The organism is Myxococcus dinghuensis (genome assembly GCF_024198235.1).
GTDB lineage: Bacteria > Myxococcota > Myxococcia > Myxococcales > Myxococcaceae > Myxococcus > Myxococcus dinghuensis.
This window is the reverse complement of record NZ_JAKCFB010000033.1, coordinates 83,128-105,516: the sequence shown is the minus strand read 5'-3', so window position 1 is coordinate 105,516 and position 22,389 is coordinate 83,128. Positions and strand designations below refer to the sequence as shown.

The following is a 22,389-nucleotide window of genomic DNA, read 5'->3' as shown; positions in this document are numbered from 1 at the left end:
GACCGCCGCTACCTCGACATGTCCCTGCTCAACTCAACCCCAGACACTGCCGCTGCTTGACCCCACCAAGGAGCATTCCTTCCCCGTACCCCTCCGGACCAATTACACACGATTCGGGACTTGACCACGCGCGACCTCACGAGCTACACCAAGCAGCCTTTCGCGCTTCGGATGACTCGTTCCGTGATCAACCCAGGCCAATCAGGAGCCATTGCCGTCGTGGCGGACAAAAACGCCTTCGAGAAGGACGGACAGCTCGTGGATTTGGCCCTCCAGATTTTCCGAGCGGACGGAAACCTCCAGGTCATGGTCAAGATGGATCGCACTCTGGTTCGGCAGTAGAAGTGGCGATCATGCCCACCAGCCGAGCCCGACGACGCCTCTTCACCATCCTACTTGCTACGTCCTCAGCATGCACTACGACCGGTGGCGTCTCCCTACGTTCGGACGGCTCACCTGGACCGCAGGAGTGCCCTGAGAAGGCACTTGAAGCGATGCGATACCTGAAGCTGCATGTCGGTGACGCCGCGCTCGTGGAACTGGACGCCAACCAGATCCGGTCGCGCCGCATCACGCTCTACGACGGCCCCGTTGAGAGCGTCCTTCTGCGTGATTTGGGCCCGTTTGAGGTGCCGACCCGCTTGTATGGGCAGGTCTGGACGAGCGGCCCGCAGGTCGTCATCCGATGGTACGAGGCCCACCCGCCGGACGGCGACAAGGTGCCCATCTGCGCGGTGGCACGGCTCAGCGAAGACCAGATGCGGAAGCGGCCTGAGTCCAAGCCCGGCACGGCTATTCTCGACGGCTCCGTTGCCTCTGCCGTTGTGGTCAACGCGTTCCGGTAAGGACCAGGGGGCGAGCGCACCAGTTCCTGGCCGCGCGACTCGTGGGGCTCAGCTCGGGAAGACCTACTTCTTCCCCTTCAGCAAGCCATGGTTCTGGAGCACGAGGACGGACAGCTCCGCGATGATCTCGTTCTTCCGCGCCAGCTCGGCCTCCAGGAGCCGCACCCGCTTCTCCAGCCCCACGTTGTCGTAGACCGGGTGGTTCGTTTTCTCCTCGCCCTTCTCATGCCGGACTTCTTCGCGCCCAGCCGCCTCCTGGACCTCTTTCCTCCAGGTGTAGAGGGTCGGAACGCTCACACCGGTCTTGCCTGAGATGTCGAGGATGTTCGCGTCAGGAGCCGCGAGCATCTTCAGCACCTGAGCCTTCTGCTCGGGGGTGTAGCGGGTGGTCTTGGGCTTCGACATGGCGCAGACCTGCCTGAGGCAACCCCGTGGCAACAAAGAGAAAGGGCCTGGGTAACCGAAGTCACCCAGGCCCTTGATTTCTTTGGAGCCGACATCCGGATTTGAACCGGAGACCTACTGATTACGAATCAGTTGCTCTACCAACTGAGCTATGTCGGCGGAAGGCGGTGCGCGAAGTACCATGGCGTTTCGGGTGGGGCAAGCAGAATTGATGTGCTCCCTTGCCTGCTGCCCGAGCACGACCGGTTGAGCACGAATGAAATCCTTCAGACCGTGACATCCATGACACGGTGCATCCCGCGTTGCTGACACAGCGCGTTGCCATAAGTCCCCGTCATCGTTCCGGTTTTCGGCATTGGAGGGTGGCGCCTCGGCGGTTGACCCCCTGAATCGCCTATGCGCATAAGGGCGCCGCTATCCCCGAGTGCCTGGCCCGAGCGTGGCTGGGACCACAAGGAGCAACTTTCGTCATGGCCAGTGAAGAGAACTTCATGCGCGCCCCGGCGCCCACGCCGAAGCGCACCGTCTACACCGAGGCGATGGAGATCTTCCATCGGGCGGCGGACCTCATCCGGCTGGACAAGCGCGTCCGCCTCGAGCTCGAGGAGCCCGACTACGAGCACATCTTCTACGTGACGGCGAAGCTGAAGGATCGCCTCATCCCCCTCGCGCCGGAGCGGGCCAAGCAGTTCGCCGACCTGCCGGAGACGCAGGTGCGCAACAAGGAGGGCCTGGAGGCCCTCGCCAACGGCAACATCATCCTGAACGGCCGCGCCCTGCTGGGCTCCGACGTCGCCATCCGCCAGGGCCACCTGCGCCTGCCGGACGGCAAGGTGTACCAGTTGGTCCCCGGCGAGTCGCAGCGCTTCAAGGCGTACCGCGTCCAGCACAACCAGGCCCGCGGCCCGTACAAGGGCGGCCTGCGCTACCACCGCGAGGTGTCCCTGGACCTCTTCAAGGCGCTCGCCGCGGAGATGACCTGGAAGACGGCCATCTCCGAGGTGCCGTTCGGCGGCGGCAAGGGCGGCATCCAGATCGACCCGCGTGAGTACGGCCGCGAGGAGTTGGAGGCCATCACCCTGCGCTTCATGTACCGGCTCAAGAGCCTCATCGGGCCGAACATCGACATCCCGGCGCCGGACGTGGGCACCAACCCGGAGATCATGGCCCTGCTGTACCGCCAGTTCTCCGACGGTGAGCGCGAGCGCCACAACCTGCGCGGCATCGTCACCGGCAAGGACGTGCGCATCGGCGGCTCCGAGGGCCGCGGCAAGGCCACCGGCCAGGGCGTCGCCTTCTGCATCGAGGACTACTACGCCGACCGCGGCGAGAGCGTGAAGGGCAAGACCTTCGTGCTCCAGGGCTTCGGCAACGTGGGCAGCCACGCCGCCACCATCCTCTGTGGCATGGGCGCCCGCCTCCTGGCGGTCAACGACGCCGACGGCACCGTCTACAACGGCGACGGCATCGACGTGCAGGCGCTCGCCGCCTACGTCCAGGACTCCAAGAACCTCAAGCGCAGCGTGCTCGGGTTCCCTGGCGCCCAGAAGATCGAGAAGAAGGACCTGTGGGACGTCCAGGCGGACATCCTCGTCCCCGCGGCGCTGGGTGGTGAAATCACCGCCGACATCGCCGAGCGCCTCAAGGTGAAGCTCATCGCCGAGGGCGCCAACGGCCCCACCACCCCGGAGGCCGACCGCGTCCTCCAGAAGCGCGGCATCGAGCTCATCCCGGACATCATCGCCAACGCCGGCGGCGTGACGGTGTCCTACTACGAGTGGATCCAGAACAAGCGCATGGAGCGCTGGAGCGAGGCCGAGGTCGACCAGCGCCTCGAGCGCGCCATGAAGCGCAACTACCGCATCATCCGGGACATCTCGCGCAACCAGCCGCGCAAGACGGACATGCACGACAGCCGCCAGTACTGCATCGGCGAGGCCGTGGACACCCGCTGCGCCGCGATGATCCTCGCGCTCAAGCGCATCGAGGCCCACTACCTCCTCGAGGGCTTCTCGCAGTAACCGGCGTGCGCGCCTCCGAAGCCTGAAAGCGCCAAGGGCACGGCGCCTCCCATGTCGGGGGGGCCCGTGCCCTCGTCGTTTCCCGGGGCCTGCCTGGAAGTCGCTCGGGCGGCCCCGCCTTCCGGGACCGACAGGCCGCCCCTGGGTCCCTTCCGGGCCCCGGGTGCCGCCTCCCGTCAGTGCATCACCCGCTCGCGGTCCACCAGCAGCAGCGGCGCGTCGTCCTGGATCTCGTACGCCACGATGCGCAGCCCCACCCCGCGGCTGCTGCCCTCGCGCCCGTCCTTGCGGCCGAAGGCCAGCGCCACCTGGTAGCGGACCTCGCACAGGCACGTCATCTCCGTGCCGTCCTCGCCCGCGAACGTCACCTTGAGCTTCTCCCCCAGCCCCACCGCGTCGCGGACCTCCACGAACATGCCCCGCGCGCTGATGTTGCGCCCCACCCCCCTCATCATCCCGTCCTGGGTCGTGAGGTAGACGGTGAAGACCTTGTCGAAGCGCAGGTGACTGCGACGCTCATGAGGACGCTCGAACACTGGGGGTGCCTCCCGGAACAGGTAGTGACAGGCACACCCTACATGGTAGCTAGATGTAGGCAACTTCTTCACCTACATCCACCCCCACTCACCTACGAAAGGGCCGCCTGCCCGGTGAGCGGACGTGGCACCATCCGGCTTCCCCCGTTCCCGGAGTCCCCCGTCTTGAATCGCTTCCTGGTCGCCGCCGCCCTGCTCCTGCCCACCCTGGCCCTGGCCGACGTGGACGCCCGCTTCGCGAAGCTGCGCGACGAGGCAGAGCCCTTGGGGGGGTTGGGGGCCTTCCTGGAGAACTACATCGGCGCGTGCGAGGGCGCGCTCGTGGACGCCCAGTGCAAGTCGAAGGCGGAGGCGTTCCGGAAGAAGTACCAGGGCAAGCGGCTGTACATGATCGTCACCGAGGACGACGCCAGCATGCTGGCCCCGGGGCCGTACTCCCCGGGCACGGGTGAGTACACCATCAACATCACCCCGTTCTTCCCGGGCGGGCGCTCGGCGCTGACCCACGGCGCCCCGAAGAAGGGGGACGCCAACGGCAACCCGGTGCTGCCCTTCATCACCGTCACCGGCACGCTGCCGGAGGGGTGGAACGGGTCGCTGTTCAACCGCATGTTCTCCATGCACGCCATGCGCGTCGCGGTCGTCTTCACGCCGCAGGGCGTGTGGTCGCTGCCGAAGAAGGCCGGCGGGAAGAGCTACGGCGTCACCGCCCGCATCGAGGGCCTCCTCGTCACCGAGGGCCGCACCGGCCATCAGCTGGGCCTGTGGCTCAACGGCAAGGACGCCAACGCCAGCCGCTAGCATGCCGTCCGGGGCGCGCGGCCCGGCGGAGGACGCGCGCGCCTTCAGCGGGCGATGGCGATGTACTGGAGCGAGTCCCCGCGCTTGACGCGCAGGAGGATGCTGGCGCCGGAGCTCCCCCGGGACAGCGCCGCGCGCACGCCCGCCACGTCCTTCACCCGCTTGCGGTTGACCTCCGTCACCACGTCGCCCGCGCGCAGGCCGGCCTCGTCCGCCGGGCTGCGGGGCGTCACCGCGGACACCAGCGCGCCGGCCCAGGCCTCCTGGCCCATGGGCGCCGCCACGTCCGGCGTCAAATCCCGCAGGGCCAGGCCCAGGTCCTCGTCGCTGGAGGTGCGCTGGACCAGCCCCTCGGTGGCCTCCTGCGCCGGCCGCGCCACCAGCCGCACCGTCACGTCCTGCTGCGCGCCGCCCTGGCGCATCAGCGTCAGCCGCGCCTCCGTGCCCGGGGCCAGCAGCGCCACCTTGCGCAACAACTGGAGGTAGGAGCCGATGGCCCGCCCGTTCACCGCCACCAGCCGGTCCCCGGAGCGGATGCCCGCGGCGTCCGCGGGGCTGCCCCGGTAGACGTCCTTCACCACCGGCGCGCGGCGCTCGCCGCTGTCGCGGTCGTCGTTGATGACCACGCCCAGCCAGCCGCGCTCCAGCTTCCCGTTCTCCCGCAGGTTGGGCAGCAGGTCCTTCACCAGGTTGATGGGCACCGCGAACCCGATGCCCTGCCCCTGGCTGATGATGGCCGTGTTCACCCCCACCACCTCGCCCTTCATGTTGAAGAGCGGGCCGCCGGAGTTGCCGGGGTTGATGAGCGCGTCCGTCTGGATGAAGTCGTCGAACTGCCCCACCCCCAGCACGCGCTCCTTGGCGGAGATCATCCCGTGCGACACGGAGTGGTCCAGGCCGAAGGGGTTGCCGATGGCCACCACCCAGTCCCCCACCTCCATCCGGTCCGAGTCGCCCAGGAAGAGCGCCGGGAGGTCCGCCTCCACCGTGCCGCCCAGCCGCAGGAGCGCCACGTCCGTGGACGCGTCGCGCCCCACCACCTCCGCGGAGAACTCGCGGCCGTCCGACAGGCGCACGGCGATCTTGCTCGCCCCGGAGACGACGTGGCTGTTGGTGACCACCAGCCCGTCGGGCGTCAGCACGAAGCCCGACCCGGTGGAGCGCTTCATCCCCGCCTGGCCGCTCTCCCGGGGGCTCACCGTGGTGATGTTGACGACGCCCGCCTCCACCGCGCGAATCAGGGGCGCCAGGGAGGTGGGTGGCACGAAGTTCGGCAGCGCCGTCTCTCCTGGCGCCCGCTCCCGCCACAGCCCGAGCGAGCCCGAGCGGGCCTCGCCGTTCTGCTGGGAGGAGAACCAGGCGGCGTGCTCACGCACCCGCGCCTGGAGCCACGGGCCCACGGGGCCCTCCGTGGCGCCCGCCACCGGGGCGAACGCCAGCACGAACAGGACGGACAGCAGTCGGGAAGACACGGAGCGGCAGCTTATACGGCGACGCATGACGAACGCCGCCAACAACCCGCGCGCCCGCGCAGTTCCCGGCTGCCCGGACCTCAGGCGTCGGCCGGAGCCACGTACTTGGCGACCTTCACCCGGGCGGGGCGGATGAGGCGGTCCTTCAGGCGGTAGCCGGCGCGAATCTCCGCCACGACCTTCTGGTCGTCCTCGGGGGTGGCGGTGATCTCCATGTCGGAGGCCTCGGCCACGTTGGGGTCGAACCCCTGCCCCACCACCTGGATGCGCTCGATGCCCATGCCCTGGGCCTTGGCCACGAGCGAGTCGCGGATCATCCGCACGCCCTGGGCGAGCGGCGAGGCGTCCTGGGTGCTCATGGAGAGGGCCCGGTCCAGCTCGTCGATGGCCTCCAGGAGGGAGACGGCCACGTTGCCGCGCTCCACGTCCATCATCCGCTCGCGCTCGCGGGTGAGCCGCTGCTTGAACTCCTCCTTGTCGCGGTTGACGGCCTGGTAGGCCCGCGCCAGCTCATCCACCCGGCGGCGGGAGGCCTCCAGGTCCGTCTTCAACTGCGCCACCTCCGCGTTGCCGGCCGCCTCCGACACGACGTCGTCGGCGACGGGCTTCTCCTGGCCCTCCCGCGGCCCGGAGGGCTCCCCGGCGCCGGGGGCCGTCGAACCGGTACCGTTGGCGTTCTGGGCGTGCTGGGCTTCCTGGGGAGCGTCGGTGTGGGAATTGCCGGACATGTCGAACCTGGATGCGGGTGGTGGATGCGCTCGCGCGCGGGTCGGGTGAGGCGGGCCCAACCTAACCGCGAGCGAGCGCCTGTCAACGCGCGGGAGCTAGTGCTCCTGCGGGGCGGGGGCCTCGGCCATGAAGCCATGGTCGACCTGGCCCGTCACCTCGTCGATGATTTCCACCTGCGCGGCGCGAAGCGAGTAGTAGAGGAGCCAGCGCTCCGCCGCCGTCAGCGTGCCCGCCGGCAGCGCCTCCTCGATTTCCTGCACCGTGAGCCGCCCCTCCTTGAGCCCCTTGGCGAAGAGGGCCTTCCGGGCCATGTAGCTCTTGCCGATCCTGTTCTCCACGGCGACGCCTCCTTGTTCCGCCACAAGATAATTTCGCCCTCGCGTCACCGCAGGAAGGTGCGGTGACGGAGGGCGCGGGCCCGCCAGGAGGGCAGCCACCCGAGCGGCTACGCGTCCAGCTTCGTCTCGCTGTGCTGGGTGGGTGGGTTCTGCTCCTCGGTGCTCCCCACCGGGTGCGCGGAGATGACCTGCCGGGCCTCGGGGTGCAGCAGCCCCCGCTGCGCCACGACCTTGGGGCCGAGGATGGCCACCATGGTGTCCTCCTCCACCACCTCCACGGCCAGCAGGCGCGCCGCCAGCGCCTGGACCTTGTCCTTGTTGATGGTGAGCACCTCCCGGGCGCGGGCCAGGGCCTCGCTGACCAGCTTGCGCACCTCCTCGTCGATCATCCGCGCCGTCTGCTCGGAGTACGTCCTGGACTCGGGGAGGCCCGCGGAGCGCAGGAAGTTGGGCCCGTGGTCCGCGCTGAGCGCCACCGGCCCCAGGGTGCTCATGCCGTAGTCGCGCACCATCATCCGCGCCACCTCCGTGGCCTGGCGGATGTCGTTGGACGCGCCGGTGGACACCTCGCCGATGAAGATCTCCTCCGCGGCGCGCCCGCCCATCATCCCCGCCATCTTGTCGCGCAGCTCGTCGAGCGACATGAGGTAGCGGTCCTCCAGCGGCAGCGACATGGTGTAGCCCAGCGCCGCCAGGCCGCGCGGGATGATGGAGACCTTCGTCACCCGCTCGGCGTGCGGCAGCATCCACCCCACCACCGCGTGGCCCGCCTCGTGGTGCGCGACGATCTCCTTCTCGCGCTCGTTCATGCGGCGGTTCTTCTTCTCGAGGCCCGCGACGACGCGCTCGATGGCCTCCTCGAAGTCCGCGCGCATCACCGCGTCGCGGTTGCGCCTCGCCGCCAGCAGCGCCGCCTCGTTCACCACGTTGGCCAGGTCCGCGCCCGCGAAGCCCGGTGTGCGCGCGGCGATGGCCTTCAGGTCCACGTCCGGCCCCAGCTTCACGCCCCGGGCGTGGATCTCCAGCACCCGCTCGCGGCCGCGCTTGTCCGGCCGGTCCACCAGCACCTGCCGGTCGAAGCGGCCCGGGCGCAGCAGCGCGCTGTCGAGGATCTCCGGCCGGTTGGTGGCCGCCAGGATGATGAGCCCCGCGCGGCTGTCGAAGCCGTCCATCTCCGCCAGGAGCTGGTTGAGCGTCTGCTCGCGCTCGTCATGGCCTCCCGCGATGCCCGCGTTGCGGCTCTTGCCGATGGCGTCCAGCTCGTCGATGAAGATGATGCACGGCGCCTTCGCCGTGGCCTGGGCGAAGAGGTCGCGCACCCGCGCCGCGCCCACGCCGACGAACATCTCCACGAACTCCGAACCGGACAGGCTGAAGAAGGGCACCCCCGCCTCGCCCGCCACGGCGCGCGCCAGCAGCGTCTTGCCCGTGCCCGGCGGCCCCACCAGCAGCACACCCTTGGGGATGCGCCCGCCCAGGCGGCGGAACTTCTCCGGCGTCTTGAGGAACTCGACGATCTCCCGCAGCTCGTCGACCGCCTCGTCCACGCCCGCCACGTCCTTGAAGCCCACGCCCGTGTCGGACTCCGCCTGCACCTTGGCGCGCGTCTTCCCGAAGCTCATGACGCTCTGCGGCCCCTGGCCGATGCCGCCGGCCACCCGGCGCATCATGAAGCTCCAGAAGAGGAAGAACAGGCCCAGGGGCAGGAGCCAGATCCACAGCGCCTCCCCCAGCCCCGACTGCGGCACCGCCTCGAACTGTACGCCCTTCTGCTCCAGGAGCGGGACGAGCGTCTCGTCCCCCTGGACCCGGTAGGCCATCCACGGCAGCGCGCTGGGCTCGCCACGCAGCGGCCGTTCCCCCTGCGGCGGCGGCTGCGCGGTGTCCTTGAGGAAGCCCTTCACCCACTCGTTGGAGATCTGGACGCGGCTGAAGTTGCCCGCCTCCACCGCGTCGCGGAACTGGCTGTAGCTGACCCGCCGGACACCCGCGTCCTGGAAGACGTTCCGGAAGAGCAGGAAGCCCAGGACGAGCAGCAGGATGTAGCCCAGGGGCGAGCCGAACTTGAACCCCTTGCCCGGCGACCCTGGCTTGTCTGACTTCTTTCCCCGCGGGCCCATACCCGGCGGGAGCTCCTGTGGCTTCATCGTCGGCACGCTCGCCCTCCCCCTCCCCGCGCATGCGGACCCCGTGCCCGCATGGCGACACCTCTAGCCGGCCAAAGATGTTCACCGGCGCGATACCGTCAACCCGGCAGGCGGGCTTCACGACACTCGCGTGGACCGGCGACGCGGATCAGCGACACCCGACACGCCACAAGGGTTGACCGCTGAACTCCGTGCCCTGCAGGTAGCCCTGTCCATCCGACAGGAAGGTGATGGCCTCGCCCTGGGGCTGGCTGCCATGGGGCACCTGCACCACCGTCCCCGTCAGCAGGTCCTCCAGGCTCCCAGCCCCCGCGCGCCGCACCTCCCACACCCGGCTGTAGGTGCGCAGCAGCAGGCGCTCGCCGGACGGATGCAGCGACGCGGCCGTCGTCACGCGGTCCACGTTCTCCGGCGCCGACAGCGTGCCCAGCTTCGTCGCCTGGACGACGGTGCCCGGGCGCAAGCCGTCCAGGGCGTAGACGTCGCCGAGCGACAGGCGCGTCTTGGTGATGAGGGCGAGCCGTCCCGTGCGGGCGTCGGCCACCAGCGCTTCCGCGTCGTGCGCGCCGTCGGGATAGGTGAAGGACAGCACCTCCACCGGCACGGTGGCGTCGGCGAGCGTCTCCGGCTCCGGCAACCGGTACAGCCGCACGTCGTCGCGCAGCGCGAAGTTGTCGCCGATGTCCCCCAGGAAGAGGCACACCCGCGACACGCCCGGCGCGCACGGCCCCAGCGTCACGTCCTCGATGTCGCGGGGTTCCGCGCCGGTGAGCGCCAGGCGGGCGAGGACCTTGCCCGTCTCGTCGATGGCGAACAGCTCGAAGTCGTTCCCCGAGTCGTTGTGCGCCCAGAACACGCCGGGGTGCCGCACGCTGGCGACCAGGCCGGACAGCTCCGGCAACTGTCGGGGCACCACGCCCGTCTTCACCGGCTCGCCATAGGCCGGACACCCGGGCAGTCCCACGGTGGACGGCTCGGGGGCGGCGCTCACCCCGGGGCCGGCGTCCGGGGGCACCGGCTTCGGGCTGGAGCAGGCGCCCAGCGCCAGGGCCAGCAGCAGCGCTCGGCGGGCCGACCCACGCACGTCAGGAATCCAGGTCGAGCAGCTTCGCCAGCGTCTTCGCGTCGGCGTCCGGGAAGCGGTAGCCCGACATCTCCTCCAACGTCACCCAGCGGTGGTCGTGCACCCTCAGGTGCCGGATGTTGCCCTCCGCCTCCGCGAGGCGGCAGCGGAACACGCGGAAGTCGATGTCGTAGGTCGGGTACTCGTGCCGGGTGTGCATGGCCTGGTCGAGCACCTCCACGGCCACGCCCATCTCCTCCTGGATCTCACGGACCAGGGCCTCCGGGTCGCTCTCGCCCTCTTCGACGCGGCCCCCGGGGAACTCCCAGAGCAAGGGGAGCGACGCGGTGGGCGGGCGCTGGGTGATGAGGTAGCGGCCCTGCTCGTTCTCGAGCATCGCACCGACGACGCGGACCTGGCGACGGGTCATTCGCTTCTCCTGGCTCCTGGGCAGGCTTGCGGGGAGGGGCGGCCTAACACAGCCCCCGCCCGGCGCCAATGCCGCAGCCCCCCTGGGCACCGTGCACATGGCCCGGACGGGCGCCCACCCCCACTCCAGGGCAGCCCCGGGCCGTCCCACGCGCCGGGGGCTCCTCCTCCCGTCCCAGGGAGGGGGCGACCCGAGGACCCCTGGCACTGTTGGGGGGCATGCTTCGGACATCAAGCATGTGGTGAATTGGATGACGAGCGGGCCAGATGGCGTCATGCTCGCATCCATGAAGACGAGTCGCGCGGAAAGGGCCGAGGTGCTCGGGGCAGCACTGAAGGCCGCCCGCCAGCAGGCGGGGCTCGGCATGGAGGAGGTCGCCGAGCGCCTGGAGATGCCCGTGGAGGTGCTCGCGCGCGTGGAGCGAGGGGTCATGGTCCCGACCATTTCCACCCTGACGCGGCTGTGCGTCATCCTGAAGCTGGACCCGGACACGCTGCCGGACCTTCCGGAGATGAGCGACTAGCTCGTCCTGGTGTCGTCCCGAGGGGGGAGGCTTCCGTCGGTGCCGCGAAAGCGGCGATGCTGCGACGGGCCATCCGCACGAACGTCGAAGCCCGGCCCCTCCGCAGACGACCTTGATGCGCTGTCCCACCTGCCACCGTCGCGTGGTGGACCGCTGTCCCCTCCACCCGACAGCGCCGCCCCCCTCCCGAGCGCCGCTCGCCGCGCCCCCGCTCCCGGACGTCCCTGGCTTCACCCTGGACGCGCCCCTGGGAAGAGGAGGCTTCGGACGTGTCTACGCGGCGACCCGGCACGGGGACGGACGGCGGGTGGCCCTCAAGGTCTTGGAATCACTCGCCCTCGAGCGGCTCCCCCGCGAGGTCGAGGCGCTGCGGAGAACCGGCCCTCCCGCCGCCCCCGCGCTGCTCGGAGAGCACCGCACCCTCCTGGGCGAACCCGTGGTGGAGATGGAGCTGATCTCTGGCGCCACGCTCGCGCGGGTGCTGGCGGAGCGGGAGGCGACGGGCGCCCTGCCCTGGGTGGAGGCCCGCCCCTGGCTGATCGGCCTCGCCCGGGCCCTGGAGCAGGTCCACGCGGTGGGGGTCCTCCACCGGGACCTCAAGCCGGAGAACGTGATCGCCCATGGCGAGCGCCGGGTGCTCGTCGACTTCGGCCTGTCACGCCTCGCGGGCGACTCCCTGGATGAAGCCCCCGCCCCGACGGTGACGCGGACCGGCCAGCGCCTGGGGACCCACGAGTACATGGCGCCGGAGCAGTGCCTGGACGCGCGGGCGGTGGACGCGCGCGCGGACCTGTACGCCCTGGGCGTCATCGCCTTCGAGTTGCTGACGGGGCGACCGCCGTTCGTGGGGGACGCGGCCGACGTGGTCCACGCCCAGGTCTCCCGGCGCCCGCCCCTCGTGAGCCAGCTTTCCCCAGCCCCCGTGGCGCCCGGGGTGGAAGCGCTCGTCCAACGGCTGCTCGCGAAGGCCCCCGAAGCACGCCACCAAAGCGCGGCGGAGGTCCGCGAGGAGCTGGAACGCCTCGCCGCCGCGAGCCCCTCGTCGCCCCCTGCCGCGAGGGACGCGAGCGAAGACTCCACCTCCCGTCCGTTGGAAGCCACGGCACCGCGTCCCCAGGAGCCCCGGGACGTGGCGCTGCTGGCGGTCCGGACGACGCGGGAGGTTTCCATGCTGCGCACGGCCATCTCGACGACAGGAGCGGAGCTGGCGCGGCTGGAGGCGGGGCTCGCGGTGTTCGCCTTCCCTCGGGCGCTCCACGTGGAGGCCGGCCTGAGGGCCGCGCTCAAGGCCGCCGAGGCGCTGGCGCCCACCCTCCCACCCGGCTCCGCGACCGCGGTGCACGCCGCGCCGCTGCGCCTGCGGGAGCGCGCGGGGCGATGGACGCTCGCTGGCGCCGCGCTGGAGCGACCCGAGCGTTGGTGGCCCGACACGGGCGACGCGTCGCGCCCGCGCGTGACGCCCGAGGCCCGGACCTGGCTCGGGGACGAACCGACCGCCCCCGCCGGGGTCCCCCAGACGGAGTCCTCGGTCGAAGGTCCCCGCTCCGTCGCCTTCGTCGGGCGTGACGCGGAGCTGGACTGGCTGCGCCAGGGGACGCCGCGCCCCCAGGACGACGGCGGCGCGTCGCTGAGTGTCCTGCTGGGTGAAGAGGGCGTGGGGAAGACGCGACTGCTGGAGGCGTACCACCACGCGCTGTCCACGGCGGAGACGGCGCGGGTCCTCCGCATCGAGCCCTCCCGGGAGGAAGCCAGCGCGAGCGACAACGGCCTGCGCCACCTGCTCGTCTGCGTCCTCGGCCTGCCACCCGAGACGGCCACCACCGACGCGGTGGAGCGGCTGCTCCAGGAGGAAGGCCTCGCGCCGGGGCAGCTCCCCTCGCACCCGGCGGCACGACGGCAGCAACTGGCCCGGTGGGTGGCGGCGCGGCTCCATCACCTCGCGGCGCGACAGCCGCTCGTCCTGCTGGTGGACGACGCGCACCTGCTCGACCCCATCGCGCTGGACGCGCTGGAGCTGGCCACCCTCGCGGGCGTTCGTGTCCCGCTGGCGGTCGTCCTCGCGGGCAGGCCCCGGCTGTTGGAACTCCGCCCGTACCTGGGAGAGCGCGCCCGAGCGTCCCGCCGCCTCGAGCTGGGCCCGCTGGACGACGGCGCCGCGCGCGAGCTGCTGCGCCAGTGGCTCTGGCCGGTCGACGTCCCCGCCGAGGGCATCCTGCGGGAGCTGGCCGAACGCGGTGGCCGCTCTCCCCTGCGGATGGTCGAGCTGGTGCGCGCGCTGCGGACCGCGGGTGCCATCCGCGTGAGGCCCGGCGGCGGGGCCTATCTGGTGACGGACGCGCTCGACACCTTCTCCGAGGGGGCGGGTCCGGACGAGCGGCTGGCGGAGCGCGGCCTGATGTCGCTGGCACCGGGACTGCGCGCGCTGCTCCAGGTCGCGGCGGTGCTGGGCGACGACGTGCGGCTGGAAGAGGTGTCCACCGTGCTCCAGCGCCTGGAGTCGAGGGGCGCCGCGCTCGACCTGTCATGGGACGTGGGCGTCGGCCTGGAGCGGTTGGCCCGGACGGGGCTCCTCTCCGCCCGGGGCGCACGACGCTGGCGCTTCGAGCACCCCTCGCTGCGCGAGGCCTTCGCGTCCCGGCTCGCGGAGGCCACCCGACGACAGGTGTGCGCCGTCGCGCTCGAATCCCTTCCGGACCTGTCCGCGCCTCGCCGCGCGCGGCTGGCCCTGGACGCGGGTGACACGCGCCTCGCGCTGGCGCTGCACCACGCCCTGGCCGAGTCGGGACGACGCGCCCACCGCCTGCTGGAGGCCGAGCGGCACTACACCGCCGCGCTGGAGCTGGCACCCCGGGAGGACGAGGGCCGGCGGCTGGAGTTGCTGTCGGGACGTGGACGCCTGCGCTACCGGCTCCAGCGTGTCGAGGAGGCCCTGTCGGACCTCCGCGCGGCGCGGAGCCTGGCCGAACGCCGGGGGGAGGACGTGCTCGAAGCGGACCTCCTCCTCGAGGAGGCCACCGTCCTCGACTGGCAGGACGACACGGAAGGGTCCACCGCGCTGATGGAGCAGGCGCTGCGCAAGGTCGGCGCCCCGGTGCCGCCGGAGCTGGCCGCACGCCATGCCCTCGCCCGCGCGCGCGTCTTCGTCCGTGGAGAGGACATCGTGGGCGCGGTCGCGCCGCTCGAGGAGGCCGTGGCCGCGGCGCGGTCGGCGCGAGACGACGAGACGCAGGCCATCGCCCTGGCCATGCTCGGCGCGATGCTGGGGTGGACGGGACGGCTGGAAGAGTCCGCGCGGCGCTTCGACGAGGCCATCGCGCTCTGCGAGTCCACGGGCGACACGTTGCACCTGGGCGCGGCGCTCAACAACCGAATGGTCCTGCACATCCAGCGGCGAGACATCGCGAGCGCGCGCGGCGACCTGGAGCGCGCGGTGACGTTGGGACGCGAGCTGGGCAACGTGCAGATCGAACGGACCTCGGCCTTCAACCTGGCGTTGCTGCTCGGCTACCAGGGGCGCGCGGCGGAGGCGCTCCCCCTGGCGCGTCGCGCGGGTGTGCTGAGCCAGCGCTTCTTCCCGCGTTCCACGGCGCAGGATGCGCTGCTCGTGGCGCGCCTGTGCTGCGAGCTGGGCGAGCTCGCGGAGACGCGGCGACACCTGGCCTGGCTCGAGGAGCCCGCCACGCTCGCGCACCTGTCCGTGGCGGATCGACACATGCGCGCGGTGGTGCGCCGAGTGGTGGATGAAACAGGCGGCGCCGTCCCCTACGCCGCGGAGTTCTGGCGGGAGCAGGTGGAAGCGGCCCGCACCCAGGTCACCTCCGAGGATCGCATGGAGATCCTCGTCTGGGCGGCGCGGGCGGCACATCGCGCGGGTGACGGGAGTGTGGCGGGCGCGTGGGTCGCGGAGCTGGAGGCCTCGGCCCCGGAGGCCCCCCTGTGGGCCGCGCGCGTGCGGCCGTTGGAAGGCCAGAAGCGAGAGGGTGACGGGCCGTGGTAGCAGGCGGAACACCGGTGGACGCAGAGGGGGAATGATGGCGGAAGACGAGCGAGACACGGCGCCGCCCGACAGCTCGGTGTCCTTGTACGGCAGCGCGCTGGAGGCAGGCGCCCTCGTGGGGCCTTGGGTGGTGGAGGCGCGCGTGCACCCGGGAATCACCGCGTACCTCTATCGCGCGACCCACGTCGTCACGCGCGTGCCCGCGGCCCTCAAGGTCCTGCACCCGGAGCTGAACCACGTCACGGAGGTGCTCCGTCGCTTCAAGCAGGAGGCCGAGACGCTCCAGCGCTTGGACCATCCGAACATCGTCCGCATCCTCGAACACGGTGAGCTGCGGGACGGACGCCCCTGGCTGGCCATGGAGTGGCTGGAGGGCGAGGACGTGGAGTCCTGGCTCGCGCATCGCGGCGCGTTCTCCGTCGAGGAGATGGGGACGGTGATGGAGGAGCTGGGCAGCGCGCTGCGGCTGGCGCACGACGTGGGCGTGCTGCACCGGGACCTGAAGGCGCGGAACGTGATGCTGTTGCCTCGCCCGGAGGGCTTCACCGTGAAGCTGGTGGACTTCGGCATCGCCAAGGTCCAGGTCCCCGACGAAGGCGCCGGGCTGACGAGCGCGGGCGCGGTGCTCGGAACCCCCGTGGCCATGGCCCCCGAGCAGATCCTCGGGCAGCCGGTCGACGTGAGGACCGACGTCTACGCGTTGGGAGTCCTCCTGTACCAGTTGCTCACCGGCAGCCCGCCCTTTCCCGGCACGAGCGCGGTGGAGGTAGAGGAACAGCATCTGCACGCGCCCCCGCCACGGCTCGGTGAGCACGTCCGCGTCCCCGCGGACCTGGAGTCGGTGCTCCAGCGCTGTCTCGCCAAGCGCCCGGAGGAGCGGTGGCCCGACGTGGACGCGTTCCTCGGGGCCCTGCGCGCGAGCCTCACGCGCCAGGACGGAGCCTCCTGGGCGCAGGGGCTCTACGTGGACCTGCGGTTCCCGGCGGGAGAGGACGACCCCACGGACGAAGCGCTCGACGCGCGGGACGCCGCGCTGGATGACGTCCGGGCCGCGCTGGAGTCCTCGGATTGGGGGCTCGCGGTCGAAGGAGGGAACGCCCTGCTCGCGTGGCGCCCCCTGCCGGGCGACCCGGTCGGCAGGGAGCGCGAGGCGCGGTCGGGGCGTGCCCAGGCGGACCGGATGCTCGCGCGGGTCCTGGAGCGCGTGGGGGCCCGGGTCGAGGCGCGCTTCTACGTGTGCGCCGCTCCGAGCGACTTCTCCCGCGAGGGAGCGGGTCCCCCACGCCTGGAGGGAGGCCCGCTGCTCCGCCTGGAGCAGTGGGCCACGGGAGGCGCGGCGGGCGCGGTGACGGAGCGCGAGCCGCGGTGAGGCCGCGTCACTCGCGCAGGCCGCGGCGGCGCAGCAGGCGGTACAGGTAGACGCGGTCCATGTCCGCGGCGGTCGCGGCCTGGGAGACCTTGCCCCCGTGCAGCTTCATGAGGGCATCGAGGTACTCGCGCTCGAACACCTCGAGCGCCCGGCGCCGGGCCTCCGCGTAGGGCTGCTTCGGGTCGACCATGCTGCGGAGCACCCCGGCCGTCCCCACCTCTTCCGTGGACGGCGGCATCGCGTCCTGGAACACCAGGCAGCGCTCCAGGTGGTTGCGCAGCTCGCGGATGTTGCCGGGCCAGGCCGCGTGCTGGAGCTGGGTGATGAACTCCGGAGCGCGCAAGGCGGCGGTTTGCTCGGGCGCGGCGCCGAACGTGCCCAGGATGCGCTCGGCGATGGGCGGGATGTCCTCGGGCCGCTCCCTCAGGGCGGGAATCAGGATGCGCACCACCGCGAGCCGGAAGAACAGGTCGGAGCGGAAGCGCCCCGCGTTCACCTCCGCGCGCAGGTCCCGATGTGTCGCCGCGATGACGCGCACGTTGACGGGTTGGTAACCATTCGAGCCGAGGCGGCGGATCTCCCGCTGCTCCAGCACCCGCAGCAGCTTGGGTTGCAGCTCCGCGGGCAGCTCGCCCACTTCGTCGAGGAAGATGGTCCCACCATCGGCCTCCTCGAAGGCGCCGATGCGTCGCTGGAGCGCCCCCGTGAAGGCGCCCTTCTCGTGGCCGAACAGCTCGCTCTCCAAGAGGTTGCCAGGGATGGCGCCACAGTCGACGGTGAGGAACGGGCCGTTGGCCCGGACACCCGCCCGGTGGATGGCGAGCGCGGCGCGGCTCTTGCCCGTCCCGGTCTCCCCTTCCAACAACACCGTGGCGTCGCTGGCGGAGGCGCGCTCCATGAGCGCGAAGCTCGCACGCGAGACGATGGAGGTCCCCACCAGGTCGCCGAAGTTCGTGCGCTCGGAGAGCTGGAGCCGGTTGCTCTCGGGGCTGAAGTCGAATCGCACGCTCACCCGCCCCAACCGCAGCACGCTGCCACCGCGCAGGAAGGCCTCGCGGATGTGGACACCATCGAGCACCGTGCCGTTGAGGCTGTCCACGTCGCGCACGCGCGCACCATCGCGGTCGATGCGGACCTCGCAATGGAAGCGCGACACGGTGGGCTCGTCGATGACGAAGTCGTTGAGCGCGTGCGAGCCGATGGAGAACGTGTCCGCGTTCGAGTCCTTGGACAACCCCGGTTGAGGACCTTCCAGCACGGTGAAGCGGAAGCGGCGGACCGCGCCCGTGAAGCCCGGCCGGTGGGTACCCGTGGGCCGGGTCTGCTGAAGGTCGTCCTCGCCCTTCGAGGGCGGGCGCCCCGGGCCTGGGGGTCGCTCGGAGGTGCTCATGGATCCACCACGCTACCACGGCGACGCGACGGGCTGTTCGTTGGGGAGGAGTCAGAGGTCCCCGACTCCGAGCCATGGCGAGTGCTCGGCGCTCGCCGTTACAGCCGAGCTTTTCCAGGAGGTCGCCGTGCGTTCCAGCTTCAAGAGTCCCTCGCTGTCCCGGTCCCCCAGCACGTCACGAGCCATGGACGGCGCACAGTCACGTACGCCCAGAGGGGGGATGGTTCCCCAGAACAAACTCCCGGCGCTCATGAAGGAGTACACCTCGGCGCTGCGCCAGAAGAGCGCCGACGCGACCGGTACGTACGCGGGCTTCAACTCCTTCCTCAAGGAGAAGGGTCTGCGACTGAACGCAAAGGACGAGGGCGCGGTGAAGGTGCTGCTGACCAGCAACAACCGACCCGCCCAGTACCTGCAGGACGTCAAGGCGCGGCGGCAGGACGCCTTCGAGGCCCGGCGACACACCACCACGACGCCTGCCGCGCCACAGCCCGCGACCACTACCACCCCGCAGGGCGTCCGACCGATCTCCACGGCGGAGATCGAAGCGCTCCCCAACCGTGTCCTCCAGGACTTCGCGCGAATGGGTTACGGCAACTCCGCCCAGTTCCTGGCGAACAGCCCCACGGCCCTGAAACGCCTGGAGGAGACGTCAAACGCCGGTGTCCGGGTCACCGAGGGCGAGAGTCATGGCCGGTCTTTCACCACGAAGATCAACGGTCAACCCAAGCCCACCGTCTTCATGGCCAAGGGACTCAGGGACGAGCCCTACCAGCACGCCGCGGGCACCTTCTTGTTCGAAATGAACAACGCGCACCGCTGGAACCGGTTCGAGGAACTCAACACCTCCGCCAAGAACAAGATCGGAACGAAGGGGGAGTACGCGCAGAAGAAGATGGAGCTGGAGGTCGAGGGCATGCTGCACACAGGCAAGTCCGGCAAGGAGCTGGTCGTGGGCAAACACGCGAACCTGACGGACATGAAGGGCTGGTACGTGGCCGACTACCACACCTACGACCAGAAGGTGAAAGCCCTCCCGAAGAACATGCCTGCGGAGCAACGCACGGAGGCCATCCGCAACCTCAGGTCCGACATCGCGACGGAGCGACTGGATGTTCCCCATGGCAACACGTCACACCGGAAGGTGTACGAGTCCCAGTTCGAGACCGCTCGCTGAGGCATCGACACACCACGGCCCGGGAGGACCGTGGTGTCGCGTTCGACGACGGATGCACCGGGACCATCAGCCCCGAGCAACGGATCGACTGCTCCGCACGCGCAACCGCACGACGAAGTCCGGGCCGCGCTCATCGAGGCGAGTGGCCTGGGCCAGCACCTGACGGCGCTCATCGCCCGACCAGAGGCTGACGAGTTCCCCCATCCACCACTGCGACAGCGAGCGGGACGTCCGGGCAACGGACTCGCGAGTGATCCCCGCGGTCGAGCGCTGGGTGTCCATCAGCCCCCGCACGAGTCTCGCGGGGACGATGCCGCACTCGGCGCGCGGGAACGGGGGTGCCAGGAAGAGACAGAAGGACGCCTCGGTCCGCGAGAGCAGCTCGTCCACCTGCTTGCGCCCCATGCGGAACGTGGGCAACCACTGGCCCTCTCCGCGCTGCTCCAGCTTCGCGACCTGGAGGAACAAGGCACGCTCCGTCCGCACGAAGCCATCCACGTCCACGTCGAGGATGAACGCGACCTCCACACCGGGCCGACGGGCGGCAGTGACGCGGACGGGCGCGGAGGCGACCTCCGATGCACGGGCCTCCACCGCCGCCTCCGCGGAGAGGCCGCTCGGAGTCGCTTCGGCAACGGACTGAGCGGATACGCCATCGTCCGCCGTGACCTCGTGTTCTGTCGACTCCGGTCCCACGTCGAGGGCGTGGGCCACGGCATCGGCTCCCACGGCTTCGGCCACATCGGCGACGGCAAGCTCGGCGTCTCCCGGGGCTGACGCAGCGCCCACGGATGCGGTCGCCTCCGTCGCGACATCCTGCCCGGGTGCCATGAACGTCTCCACGGGAACAGGGACGTCCTCATCGACGGCGGGGGCATGTTCCGAGCGCTCGGCGGGAACCACCACACCGCCATCCGCGACGAGCCCCGGGACGGACACCGCGTCCCCGACCGGGAGGCCGAGCATCACGTCGCCTGTGCTCTCGCCAGGCACTTCGGCGAGACGCACCTCGAACGCCAGCGAGTCCTCCACCACGACGCCATCGCGCAAGGAGCTGGACGCCGACTCCGCCGCGGAGCCGGCATCGACCGGTTCATGCGCCGCGATGGTCCCAGGCTCCAAGGGCCCGGAAGGCTCCAACACGGACGCCTCCGCCACCTCTCCAGGCACGGGGGCGGACGCCGCGGGCTCGGCGGACGGCTCCGCGCTGGCAGGAGCAATCGTCTCGACCACGGTCATCCCCGAGACGTCTCGGGAGCGCCGCATCCGCCCTGTCGACCTGCGTGACTGCGGAGCCCCCGTGGAGGCAACGCCCCCGACCAGGACCTGCGTCGCCGCGGCCTCTCCGGCCCGCTGCACCGACAAATCGAACTCGAGGGGAGCGGGCTGTCCCTGGGCGAGCAACGCGGCCAGGTCCACCTTCACGCGCTCCATCTCCGCGCGCAGCCCGTCCAGCAGCTCCGCCGTCAACTCCACCACGGGCTGGCGAAACCGGGTCGGATACTTCGACGCGAAGTCCGCCTCCACCCGCGACACCGCGCCGAACAGCACCTCCTCCAAATCCCGATCCCTGAGCCAGGTCCGCCCACCCATCGGCACCGCGCGCGTCACATGCAGGTGCCGCAAGGCCTCGGTGATGGATGCGGGCGCGACCGCGCCCGAAGGCTCGACGGGCGCCCCCTCCTTCGCCGCGCCCTGGAACCAGGTCTGCAGCGTGCGGACGCGGAAGCGAACCCGAGAGGAGGGATGGTCCTTGTACCGCCGCACCTGACGACGGTCCGTCTCCGTCTTCACGAGCGCCAGCACCGCGAGCTCCGCCTCGGACGACGCCGCCTCGGGTGCGCACCACAGGAAGAACTCGATGGCGGCCTTGCGCAACATCGGCTTGCGACCCACGCGCTCGCCCACCTCCTGCCTCCACGCGGCCAGCGCATCCAGCCCCGGGCGCTCCCCCTCCGCGCTCAAGCGGGGCCACAGGTCCGCGCACTCCTCGGAGAGCCAACACAACTGCGCGAAGCCCGTCGCGTGCGGCTCCAGCTTCGCCCGCATGCGGCCCCGGCGCTCGAAAGCGTCCGGCAACCCACGACGCACCGCCGAGCGGAACAGCCGCTCCTCCAACCACAGCAGCGTCAGCACCAGCCCCGGCTCGCCCTTGCGCATCGTGGCCAGGCAGTGGTCGATGACGAAGCGCATCGGCGCCAGGTCCGGCACGCGGTCGAAGTCGCTGTTCACCAGCGCCCCGAGCGCGCCTCGCAGCCCGTCCACGGGCGGGGTGTCGAACCGCCCCAGCAGCTCGCACAGGTTCTCCAACACCTGGGGCGCGCCGCCCGCCTCCAACGTGCGCGCCAGCAACACACCCGCCCGCGCGCACCAATCCGGCTCCTTGCGGCCGTTCGGATAGCACGCGAGGAACCCCCGCATGGCCCCACGGCCCTCCGGTGACGTGGCCAGCGAGAACAAGCGCTCGGCCAACACCTCCGAGGCCTCCTCCCAGGGCACACGCGCGGCCCGGGTGCGGATGAAGTCCGCGAGCCGATCCCTCCCCTCCTCCGCCGTCGCGGGCAGGAGCGCGCGCAACTGCTCCAGGAGCCCGATGGACTTCACGCCCGTGGCCAACGCCTGCTTGAGGTCGACCTCCACGGTGCCCTGGAAGCGCAGCGCCCTCCCATCGAAGGTGCAGGGCACGCCGCCCACCAGCGCGCTCAACGACTCGGGCTGCCGCTTCAAGAAGCGCGTGAGCACCGTCGACGTCGCGGCGTCCGTCTCCCGCCGCACGCGGCTCTCCGCCTCCGCGTCGCCCAGGGCACTCAGCGCCCCGAGCACCTCCGCCTGTCGCGCCCGGAGTCGGGCCAGCAACCCGGAGGTCCGCGCGGTGTAGGGCCAGAGCAGCTCACTGGCCGACGACAGCAGGAACAACAGCTCCGCCGGGGAGCACGCGCCCCCCGACAGCCGGCCCCACGCGGCGACCTGCGCCGCCGTGCGCTCGTCGAGCGACGCCCCGCTCACCCAGTGGGCGAACGCGGCCTTCCACTCCACGGACGCCGCCACCGCCTCCGCGGTGGGCGTGCTCGCGACTCGTTCCAACAGCGACCGGAGCGACTCCGGCCAGACGGCCTCACCCAAAGGCGACATGCGCGCTCGCGAGC

The 22,389-nt window shown here is 71.0% G+C and carries 18 protein-coding genes and 1 tRNA gene; 8 read left to right on the top strand and 11 right to left on the bottom strand.

What is annotated here, in order from left to right; genetic code table 11:
• Positions 1-120 precede the first annotated feature (120 nt).
• Both LZ198_RS32120 and LZ198_RS32115 read left to right on the top strand, forming a co-directional pair.
• Positions 121-342 carry a DUF2381 family protein gene (locus LZ198_RS32120; RefSeq protein WP_253975938.1) on the top strand — a complete coding sequence of 74 codons (222 nt, stop codon included), beginning with the start codon at positions 121-123 and terminating at the stop codon, positions 340-342.
• A gap of 11 nt (positions 343-353) precedes the next feature.
• Positions 354-845, top strand: coding sequence for a serine/threonine protein kinase (locus LZ198_RS32115; RefSeq protein ID WP_253975937.1), 492 nt, complete (start codon positions 354-356; stop codon positions 843-845).
• 63 nt (positions 846-908) lie between these two features.
• Here the strand turns inward: LZ198_RS32115 and LZ198_RS32110 are convergent, their stop codons facing one another.
• Together LZ198_RS32110 and LZ198_RS32105 are read right to left on the bottom strand one after the other, a co-directional pair.
• Positions 909-1,250: a transposase gene (locus tag LZ198_RS32110; protein WP_253975936.1), complete on the bottom strand. Its 342-nt coding sequence runs from the start codon at positions 1,248-1,250 to the stop codon at positions 909-911.
• Between the two features lie 83 nt (positions 1,251-1,333).
• Positions 1,334-1,409: transfer RNA gene (locus tag LZ198_RS32105), tRNA-Thr, on the bottom strand.
• 311 nt (positions 1,410-1,720) lie between these two features.
• On the opposite strand from LZ198_RS32105, the gene LZ198_RS32100 reads away from it, so the two are divergent.
• Complete coding sequence (locus tag LZ198_RS32100; protein WP_253975935.1) at positions 1,721-3,271, top strand: Glu/Leu/Phe/Val family dehydrogenase; 1,551 nt, start codon at positions 1,721-1,723, stop codon at positions 3,269-3,271.
• Between the two features lie 176 nt (positions 3,272-3,447).
• Here the strand turns inward: LZ198_RS32100 and LZ198_RS32095 are convergent, their stop codons facing one another.
• Positions 3,448-3,807, bottom strand: coding sequence for a PilZ domain-containing protein (locus LZ198_RS32095; protein ID WP_253975934.1), 360 nt, complete (start codon positions 3,805-3,807; stop codon positions 3,448-3,450).
• A 165-nt stretch (positions 3,808-3,972) separates the two neighbouring features.
• On the opposite strand from LZ198_RS32095, the gene LZ198_RS32090 reads away from it, so the two are divergent.
• Complete coding sequence (locus LZ198_RS32090) at positions 3,973-4,608, top strand: DUF6066 family protein (RefSeq protein WP_253975933.1); 636 nt, start codon at positions 3,973-3,975, stop codon at positions 4,606-4,608.
• Positions 4,609-4,652: 44 nt separating this feature from the next.
• On the opposite strand, the gene LZ198_RS32085 is transcribed toward LZ198_RS32090, so the two are convergent.
• The 6 genes from LZ198_RS32085 to LZ198_RS32060 all read right to left on the bottom strand — a co-directional run bounded on the left by LZ198_RS32085 (position 4,653) and on the right by LZ198_RS32060 (position 10,787).
• Positions 4,653-6,107, bottom strand: a complete 1,455-nt coding sequence (locus LZ198_RS32085; protein ID WP_253975932.1) for a trypsin-like peptidase domain-containing protein — start codon at positions 6,105-6,107, stop codon at positions 4,653-4,655.
• A 53-nt stretch (positions 6,108-6,160) separates the two neighbouring features.
• Complete coding sequence (locus LZ198_RS32080) at positions 6,161-6,808, bottom strand: nucleotide exchange factor GrpE (RefSeq protein ID WP_253975931.1); 648 nt, start codon at positions 6,806-6,808, stop codon at positions 6,161-6,163.
• 96 nt (positions 6,809-6,904) lie between these two features.
• Complete coding sequence (locus LZ198_RS32075; RefSeq protein ID WP_253975930.1) at positions 6,905-7,147, bottom strand: RNA polymerase sigma factor region1.1 domain-containing protein; 243 nt, start codon at positions 7,145-7,147, stop codon at positions 6,905-6,907.
• Between the two features lie 107 nt (positions 7,148-7,254).
• Positions 7,255-9,267, bottom strand: coding sequence for an ATP-dependent zinc metalloprotease FtsH (ftsH, locus tag LZ198_RS32070; RefSeq protein WP_253975929.1), 2,013 nt, complete (start codon positions 9,265-9,267; stop codon positions 7,255-7,257).
• Between the two features lie 175 nt (positions 9,268-9,442).
• Positions 9,443-10,378 (bottom strand): hypothetical protein, encoded by a 936-nt coding sequence (locus LZ198_RS32065; protein WP_253975928.1) that lies wholly within the window; start codon positions 10,376-10,378, stop codon positions 9,443-9,445.
• Position 10,379: 1 nt separating this feature from the next.
• Positions 10,380-10,787, bottom strand: coding sequence for a (deoxy)nucleoside triphosphate pyrophosphohydrolase (locus LZ198_RS32060; protein WP_253975927.1), 408 nt, complete (start codon positions 10,785-10,787; stop codon positions 10,380-10,382).
• A gap of 274 nt (positions 10,788-11,061) precedes the next feature.
• On the opposite strand from LZ198_RS32060, the gene LZ198_RS32055 reads away from it, so the two are divergent.
• The 3 genes from LZ198_RS32055 (at position 11,062) to LZ198_RS32045 (ending at position 16,676) form a co-directional block, all read left to right on the top strand.
• Complete coding sequence (locus LZ198_RS32055) at positions 11,062-11,310, top strand: helix-turn-helix domain-containing protein (RefSeq protein ID WP_141649552.1); 249 nt, start codon at positions 11,062-11,064, stop codon at positions 11,308-11,310.
• A gap of 115 nt (positions 11,311-11,425) precedes the next feature.
• A complete protein-coding gene (locus LZ198_RS32050) occupies positions 11,426-15,307 on the top strand; it encodes a serine/threonine-protein kinase (RefSeq protein WP_253975941.1) in 3,882 nt (1,293 codons plus the stop codon).
• 31 nt (positions 15,308-15,338) lie between these two features.
• Positions 15,339-16,676: a serine/threonine-protein kinase gene (locus LZ198_RS32045; protein ID WP_253975926.1), complete on the top strand. Its 1,338-nt coding sequence runs from the start codon at positions 15,339-15,341 to the stop codon at positions 16,674-16,676.
• Between the two features lie 7 nt (positions 16,677-16,683).
• Here the strand turns inward: LZ198_RS32045 and LZ198_RS32040 are convergent, their stop codons facing one another.
• Positions 16,684-18,066, bottom strand: a complete 1,383-nt coding sequence (locus tag LZ198_RS32040; protein ID WP_253975925.1) for a sigma 54-interacting transcriptional regulator — start codon at positions 18,064-18,066, stop codon at positions 16,684-16,686.
• Positions 18,067-18,286: 220 nt separating this feature from the next.
• Here LZ198_RS32040 and LZ198_RS32035 point away from each other — a divergent pair, with 220 nt between their 5' ends.
• Entirely contained in the window at positions 18,287-19,243 is a 957-nt protein-coding gene (locus LZ198_RS32035; protein WP_253975924.1) for a hypothetical protein, read from the top strand.
• A 66-nt stretch (positions 19,244-19,309) separates the two neighbouring features.
• Here LZ198_RS32035 and LZ198_RS32030 read toward each other — a convergent pair whose 3' ends face one another.
• Positions 19,310-22,375 carry a hypothetical protein gene (locus tag LZ198_RS32030; RefSeq protein ID WP_253975923.1) on the bottom strand — a complete coding sequence of 1,022 codons (3,066 nt, stop codon included), beginning with the start codon at positions 22,373-22,375 and terminating at the stop codon, positions 19,310-19,312.
• Positions 22,376-22,389 lie beyond the last annotated feature (14 nt).

Bases quoted from the DNA above. Each gene is read 5' to 3' on its own strand.
- LZ198_RS32100 (WP_253975935.1), top strand. From the start codon at position 1,721: ATGGCCAGTGAAGAGAACTTCATGCGCGCCCCGGCGCCCACGCCGAAG.
- ftsH (WP_253975929.1), bottom strand. From the start codon at position 9,267: ATGGGCCCGCGGGGAAAGAAGTCAGACAAGCCAGGGTCGCCGGGCAAG.
- LZ198_RS32060 (WP_253975927.1), bottom strand. From the start codon at position 10,787: ATGACCCGTCGCCAGGTCCGCGTCGTCGGTGCGATGCTCGAGAACGAG.
- LZ198_RS32040 (WP_253975925.1), bottom strand. From the start codon at position 18,066: ATGAGCACCTCCGAGCGACCCCCAGGCCCGGGGCGCCCGCCCTCGAAG.
- LZ198_RS32080 (WP_253975931.1), bottom strand. From the start codon at position 6,808: ATGTCCGGCAATTCCCACACCGACGCTCCCCAGGAAGCCCAGCACGCC.
- LZ198_RS32050 (WP_253975941.1), top strand. From the start codon at position 11,426: ATGCGCTGTCCCACCTGCCACCGTCGCGTGGTGGACCGCTGTCCCCTC.
- LZ198_RS32030 (WP_253975923.1), bottom strand. From the start codon at position 22,375: ATGTCGCCTTTGGGTGAGGCCGTCTGGCCGGAGTCGCTCCGGTCGCTG.
- LZ198_RS32085 (WP_253975932.1), bottom strand. From the start codon at position 6,107: ATGCGTCGCCGTATAAGCTGCCGCTCCGTGTCTTCCCGACTGCTGTCC.
- LZ198_RS32035 (WP_253975924.1), top strand. From the start codon at position 18,287: ATGGTTCCCCAGAACAAACTCCCGGCGCTCATGAAGGAGTACACCTCG.
- LZ198_RS32115 (WP_253975937.1), top strand. From the start codon at position 354: ATGCCCACCAGCCGAGCCCGACGACGCCTCTTCACCATCCTACTTGCT.
- LZ198_RS32045 (WP_253975926.1), top strand. From the start codon at position 15,339: ATGATGGCGGAAGACGAGCGAGACACGGCGCCGCCCGACAGCTCGGTG.
- LZ198_RS32110 (WP_253975936.1), bottom strand. From the start codon at position 1,250: ATGTCGAAGCCCAAGACCACCCGCTACACCCCCGAGCAGAAGGCTCAG.
- LZ198_RS32055 (WP_141649552.1), top strand. From the start codon at position 11,062: ATGCTCGCATCCATGAAGACGAGTCGCGCGGAAAGGGCCGAGGTGCTC.